Source organism: Bradyrhizobium sp. (assembly GCF_049798375.1).
Classification (GTDB): Bacteria; Pseudomonadota; Alphaproteobacteria; order Rhizobiales; family Xanthobacteraceae; genus Bradyrhizobium.
Window position 1 is genome coordinate 1 of record NZ_JBARGP010000547.1, and the last position, 5,443, is coordinate 5,443.

General features: G+C 65.7%; 6 protein-coding genes. 4 read left to right on the forward strand and 2 right to left on the reverse strand.

Annotated elements, in window-relative coordinates:
- Positions 1-8 precede the first annotated feature (8 nt).
- From nth to WA702_RS21910, 4 genes are all read left to right on the forward strand, one after another.
- Positions 9-788, forward strand: a complete 780-nt coding sequence (gene nth, locus WA702_RS21895) for an endonuclease III (RefSeq protein WP_425112645.1) — start codon at positions 9-11, stop codon at positions 786-788.
- 184 nt (positions 789-972) lie between these two features.
- Positions 973-2,025: a type III polyketide synthase gene (locus WA702_RS21900; protein ID WP_425112640.1), complete on the forward strand. Its 1,053-nt coding sequence runs from the start codon at positions 973-975 to the stop codon at positions 2,023-2,025.
- Positions 2,022-2,522, forward strand: coding sequence for an isoprenylcysteine carboxyl methyltransferase family protein (locus tag WA702_RS21905; RefSeq protein WP_425112641.1), 501 nt, complete (start codon positions 2,022-2,024; stop codon positions 2,520-2,522). Before WA702_RS21900 ends, WA702_RS21905 begins: the two co-directional genes overlap by 4 nt.
- Positions 2,519-4,126 carry a DHA2 family efflux MFS transporter permease subunit gene (locus WA702_RS21910; protein WP_425112642.1) on the forward strand — a complete coding sequence of 536 codons (1,608 nt, stop codon included), beginning with the start codon at positions 2,519-2,521 and terminating at the stop codon, positions 4,124-4,126. Before WA702_RS21905 ends, WA702_RS21910 begins: the two co-directional genes overlap by 4 nt.
- On the opposite strand, the gene WA702_RS21915 is transcribed toward WA702_RS21910, so the two are convergent.
- Complete coding sequence (locus tag WA702_RS21915) at positions 4,076-4,825, reverse strand: sulfate transporter family protein (RefSeq protein ID WP_425112643.1); 750 nt, start codon at positions 4,823-4,825, stop codon at positions 4,076-4,078. The two genes, WA702_RS21910 and WA702_RS21915, sit on opposite strands and share 51 nt — an antisense overlap.
- A gap of 87 nt (positions 4,826-4,912) precedes the next feature.
- A partial coding sequence (locus WA702_RS21920; RefSeq protein WP_425112644.1) for an HAD-IC family P-type ATPase occupies positions 4,913-5,443 on the reverse strand: 531 nt, incomplete at its 5' end.

The window sequence follows — 5,443 nt, forward strand, 5'->3', positions numbered from 1 at the left end:
CCGCCAACATGGCCAAAATCATCCGATCCAAACGCGCCAAGCCGGTCCCGGTTCGCACGGCTCCCAAGAAGGTGTCCAAGAAACCAGTCAAGGCTCCGGCAAAGGCCAAAGCCCCTGCCCGCCCGGCGAAGACATCCATCAAGGCGTCGAAGCCATGGACGCCCGCCGAGGTTCGCGAAGCCTTCACCCGTTTCGCCAAGGCCAATCCGGAGCCGAAGGGCGAGCTGGAGCATCTCAATCCCTTCACGCTGCTGGTCGCGGTAGTGCTGTCGGCGCAGGCGACCGATGCGGGCGTCAACAAGGCGACGCGGCCGCTGTTTCAAGTCGCCGACACGCCGCACAAGATGGTCGCGCTCGGCGAGGACAAACTACGCGACTACATCCGGACCATCGGCCTCTATCGCACCAAGGCCAAGAACGTGATCGCGCTCTCGCAAAAGCTGATCAATGAGTTCGGCGGCGAAGTGCCGCGCACCCGTGCCGAGATCGAATCGCTGCCGGGCGCCGGCCGCAAGACGGCGAATGTCGTGCTCAACATGGCGTTCGGCGAGCACACGATGGCGGTCGACACCCATGTGTTTCGGGTCGGCAACCGCACTGGCCTCGCGCCGGGCAAGACGCCGCTCGAAGTCGAGCTGGGGCTGGAGAAGGTGATCCCCGCCGAGTTCATGCTGCATGCCCACCATTGGCTGATCCTGCACGGCCGCTATACCTGCCTCGCGCGCAAGCCGCGCTGCGAGCTCTGCCTGATCAACGATCTCTGCCGCTGGCCCGAAAAGACGGTCTGAGGTACCCGCGCTGATCGGTGCGGGCATCATGTTTGCGTGAAGCCCGGCTTGGTCTCACCACGGCCGGGCCACATCGTCGCCCCCATTCAACATATAGTGACACCGAGTCACCGGCTGGCGGACATGGCGCGTGAAATATCCGCGGTCGCGGGCGGTTTCATAGGGTCAGTCAAGGATCAGCCGCATGCACCACGCCGCCGCGCTGTTGTCGCTGGCAACCGCCATTCCGCCGCATCAATTCCATCAGGCCCGCGTGCTCGAAGCCGCGCGCGAGGTGCTGGCGCCGCGCTATCCGCAGTTCGATACGCTGGCGAGCCTGTTCGCCAACACCGGCATTCGTCATCGCTACGGCGTGATGCCGATGGAATGGTATCTCGAACGCCGCGGCTGGCCGGAGCGCACGAAAGCGTATCTCGACGGCGCCGAAGCGCTGTTTGTCGACGTCGCGCGCAACGCGCTGGAGCAGGCCGATCTGGCCGCATCAGATATCGACACTGTCGTAACCGTCAGCTCCACCGGCATCGCGACGCCGACACTCGAGGCGCGCGTCGCCAAGCAGATGGGCTTTCGCGGTGATATCTCGCGCGTGCCCGTGTTCGGACTCGGCTGCGCCGGCGGCGTCTCCGGCCTGTCGATCGCCTCAAGGCTGGCGCAGGCCCGTCCCGGCAGCAACGTGCTGCTCGTGACCTTCGAGCTCTGCACGCTCGCGGTTCGGCACGATGAATTGACCAAGGCGAACATCGTTGCCATCAGCCTGTTCGGTGACGGTGCGGCCGCGGCCGTGCTGCGCGCCGGCGATGGCGGCGCGACGCAGATCGAGGCGACCGGCGAAAAGCTGTGGCCCGATACGCTCGACGTGATGGGCTGGAGCGTCGATCCCGAAGGCTTTGGCGTGATCTTCCAGCGCACGATCCCGGATTTCGTCACCGAGCATATGGGCCCGGCGGTGGCGGAGATTCTCGCGCGCATGGAGCTCACGAGGAGCGAGGTCGACCGCTTCGTCTGCCATCCCGGCGGCTCCAAAGTGATATCGGCGCTGGAACGCGCGCTCTCGCTCGATCAAGGCACGCTCGACCATGAGCGTGACGTCATCGCCGACTACGGCAACATGTCGGCGCCGACAGTGCTGTTCGTGCTGGAGCGGGCACGTCGCGCCGGCCTGCCGGCGCGCTCGCTGCTGACTGCGCTCGGCCCGGGCTTTACGGCGAGCTGCGTTTCGCTCCGGCACGCCGCATGAGCGCCGCTGCGATCATCCTTGCGCTTGTCACCCTGCAGCGCCTGGGCGAACTGGTACTGGCCCGTCACAATACGCAGCTTCTGCTGGCACGCGGCGCCGTCGAAGTCGGCGCAGCGCACTATCCGCTGCTGGTCGCGATGCACGCCGCGTGGCTGATTGCGTTGTGGGTCTATGGCTATGACCAGCCGGTCGATCCGATTCCGCTGGTCGCCTTCATCGGCCTGCAAGGCCTGCGCGGCTGGGTGCTGGCGACACTCGGTCTGCGCTGGACCACGCGTATCATCGTGCTGCCGGGTGCGCCGTTGGTGGCGAACGGTCCTTACCGCTATGTCGCGCATCCGAACTATATAGTCGTTGCCGCCGAAGTCGCGCTGCTGCCGCTCGCTCTGCATTTGCCGTGGATCGCGCTCGTCTTCTCGGCGCTGAATGCCGCGGTCCTCGCCGTTCGCATTCGTGCCGAGTCACATGCGCTTGCCGCGAGCGGCGGGCTGGGATGAGCAGTGCTTCCGAGCCGTGCGCGCGGACCATGGCCGCCACCTGGCTCGGCTTCCTGCTGATGTGCGTCGGCATGTTCATGGCGATCCTGGATATCCAGGTGGTCGCAACCTCGCTGCCGACCATCCGCGAGGCGCTCGACATCTCGCCGGAGGCGATGAGCTGGATCCAGACCGCCTATCTGATCGCCGAAGTGATTGCCATTCCGCTGACGGGCCTGTTGACGCGCGTGCTCAGCCTGCGCTGGCTGTTCGTCATCGCTGTCGGCGTGTTCACGGCGGCCTCGATCGGCTGCGCGATCAGCGGCGGCTTTGCCGTGCTGCTGGTATTTCGCGTCGTGCAAGGCTTTGCCGGCGGCGTGTTGATTCCGGCGGTGTTTTCTGCGGTGTTTCTGCTGTTTCCGCAGCGGCTGCATGCGGCAGCCACCACGATCGGCGGCGTTGTTGCGGTGCTGGCGCCGACCATCGGCCCTATCGTCGGTGGCTACATCACCGATACCTGGTCGTGGCCCTGGCTGTTTCTCATCAACGTCATACCGGGACTGATCGCGGCCGGTGCGGCCCCTGCCCTGCTGCCACGTCAGCGCATGGATCTCGCCGAGTTTTCTAAGCTTGATTGGCGCGCACTGGCGCTGCTCGCTGTCGCGCTCGCAAGCCTCGAGGTCGGCCTGAAGGAAGCGCCACAGCGCGGCTGGCTGGCGGCGAACTGCATCGGCCTGCTCGTGCTGAGCGCCTCCTGCCTCACGCTGCTGGTCCAGCGTTCCCTGCTCTCTCCGCATCCGGTGCTGCGGCTTGATAGTCTGCGGCGACGCTCGTTCGCGGCCGGCTGCGGCTTCAGCTTCTGTCTTGGCGTCTGCCTGTTCGGCTCGGTCTATCTGATGCCGGTGTTCCTCGCCTTCGTCCGTCATCACAGCGCCTACGAGATCGGCACCATCATGCTGGTGACTGGCGTGGCGCAGCTCATCGCCGCGCCCTGCGTGAGCTTGCTGGAGAGCCGCGTCGATGCCCGCGTCATGACCGCGATCGGCTTCGGCCTGTTCGCGGCCGGGCTTGGCATGAGCGCGTTTCAACCGCGCACCGCCGATTTTGCCGAGATGTTCGCTCCGCAAATGGTGCGCGGCATCGCTATCATGTTCTGCCTGCTGCCGCCGATGCGGATCGCGCTCGGCGATCTGCCCGAATCGGAGATTGCGGATGCCAGCGGCCTGTTCAATTTGATGCGCAATCTCGGCGGCGCGATCGGCATCGCGCTGATCGATACCATCCTCTACGGTCGTGTCGAAGCCTACGCGGATGATTTCCGACTTCGCCTGCTGGCGCACGACGTCAGCGCGGCGCAGGCGATCGGGCTGGATCCGCAGCTGTTGCTCAGCCAGCCGCCGGGCCCGCCGGATGCGGCTGCGATCGCCTATGTGCAGCCGCTGGTCGAGAAGGCGTCGCTCGCGTTGTGCGTCAACGAAGCCTGGGCGCTGCTCGCCGGCTTCGCGGTGATCGGGATGCTTCTGATGCTGCTCACCCGCGCCGCGGTAAAGCAAGACCTGCCGCAACTCATCACGTTAGAAGCTGCCCGCCCTGTTCCGCAGCGGCTCGATCAAGTGGGGCCGTGATCCGGACATCCGCTTGTGCATGTGGACCATGAAGGCCATGCCGAACATCGGCGTCGCCAGATTGACGATCGGAATCGAAACGAAGGCCGCGATGACGAGGCCTGCGGTGAACACGGTCGCAGCATTGTCGCGGCGCATCGCCTTGGCTTCCGCCGGCGAGCGGAAGCGCATCGCGGCCAGCTCGAAATATTCGCGGCCAAGCAGCCATGCCGTGGCTAAGAAGAAGATCAGGAAGCCGGCGCCGGCGAGGAATACGAAGGGCAGGGCGATCAGATAGACCAGGATGGTGAGGCCCGCGGCCTTCAATCCCTCGCGCATCGCGACGCCGAAGGGCAGGGCGACACCGGGGCGCTCGGTCGGATAATATTCGCGCTCGACATGATCGGCGACGTCGTCGACGAACAGGCTCGCCACCAGCGAGCTGATTGCCGGCATCAGCATGACGCCGCCGAACACGACGCCAAGACCGGCTGCGATCGAGATGATCCAGGTCAGGATCTCGAGCGGGGTGTGGAAGCTCGGACCGAGCACTGTCTCGGCCCAGCCTTCGCCAGATGTGGCAAGCCAGCTCAACAGCCGCTGCAAGCCGATCGCGAGCGCGGTGATCAGGACCAGCGCGAGACCGATCGATCGCCACAGCATCGAGCGCAGCGGCGGCGACAGCATCTGCGACAGCGCCTTGATGGCGGCATCGATCATCCGGAAAGACCTCTCTGAAAGTTCTCACGGGAGGTAGAGATACCGGCGGCGTTCGACAAGGCCGTGGCCTGCGGTAAAAGTAGCGGCTCAGAGCTTCGCCACCCGAAGCCGCAGCGCATTGCCGACCACGCTGACCGACGACAGCGACATCGCGGCTGCTGCGATGATCGGCGACAGCAGGATGCCGAACGTCGGATAGAGGATGCCGGCCGCGATGGGAATACCGGCCGCGTTGTAGATGAAGGCGAAGAACAGGTTCTGCCGGATGTTGCGCATCGTCGCCGCCGACAATTTGCGCGCGCGTGCGATGCCGCCGAGGTCGCCCTTGAGCAAGGTGATGCCGGCGCTCTCCATTGCGACGTCGGTGCCGGTGCCCATGGCGATGCCGACATCGGCCGCCGCCAGCGCCGGCGCGTCGTTGACGCCGTCGCCGGCCATCGCAACGATCTTGCCCGCAGCGCGCAGGCGCGCCACCACTGCGCTCTTCTGATCGGGCAGCACCTCGGCCTCGATATCGGTGATGCCGATCCGGCGCGCCACCGCATTGGCGGTGGTGCGGTTATCGCCGGTCAGCATGATCACCTTGATGCCGTCGGCCGCGAGTGCCTTCAGCGCGTC

What these genes read in the sequence shown, in the direction of transcription:
- nth (WP_425112645.1), top strand. Translation starts at nt 9, where the DNA reads ATGGCCAAAATCATCCGATCCAAACGCGCCAAGCCGGTCCCGGTTCGC.
- WA702_RS21900 (WP_425112640.1), top strand. Translation starts at nt 973, where the DNA reads ATGCACCACGCCGCCGCGCTGTTGTCGCTGGCAACCGCCATTCCGCCG.
- WA702_RS21905 (WP_425112641.1), top strand. Translation starts at nt 2,022, where the DNA reads ATGAGCGCCGCTGCGATCATCCTTGCGCTTGTCACCCTGCAGCGCCTG.
- WA702_RS21910 (WP_425112642.1), top strand. Translation starts at nt 2,519, where the DNA reads ATGAGCAGTGCTTCCGAGCCGTGCGCGCGGACCATGGCCGCCACCTGG.
- WA702_RS21915 (WP_425112643.1), bottom strand. Translation starts at nt 4,825, where the DNA reads ATGATCGATGCCGCCATCAAGGCGCTGTCGCAGATGCTGTCGCCGCCG.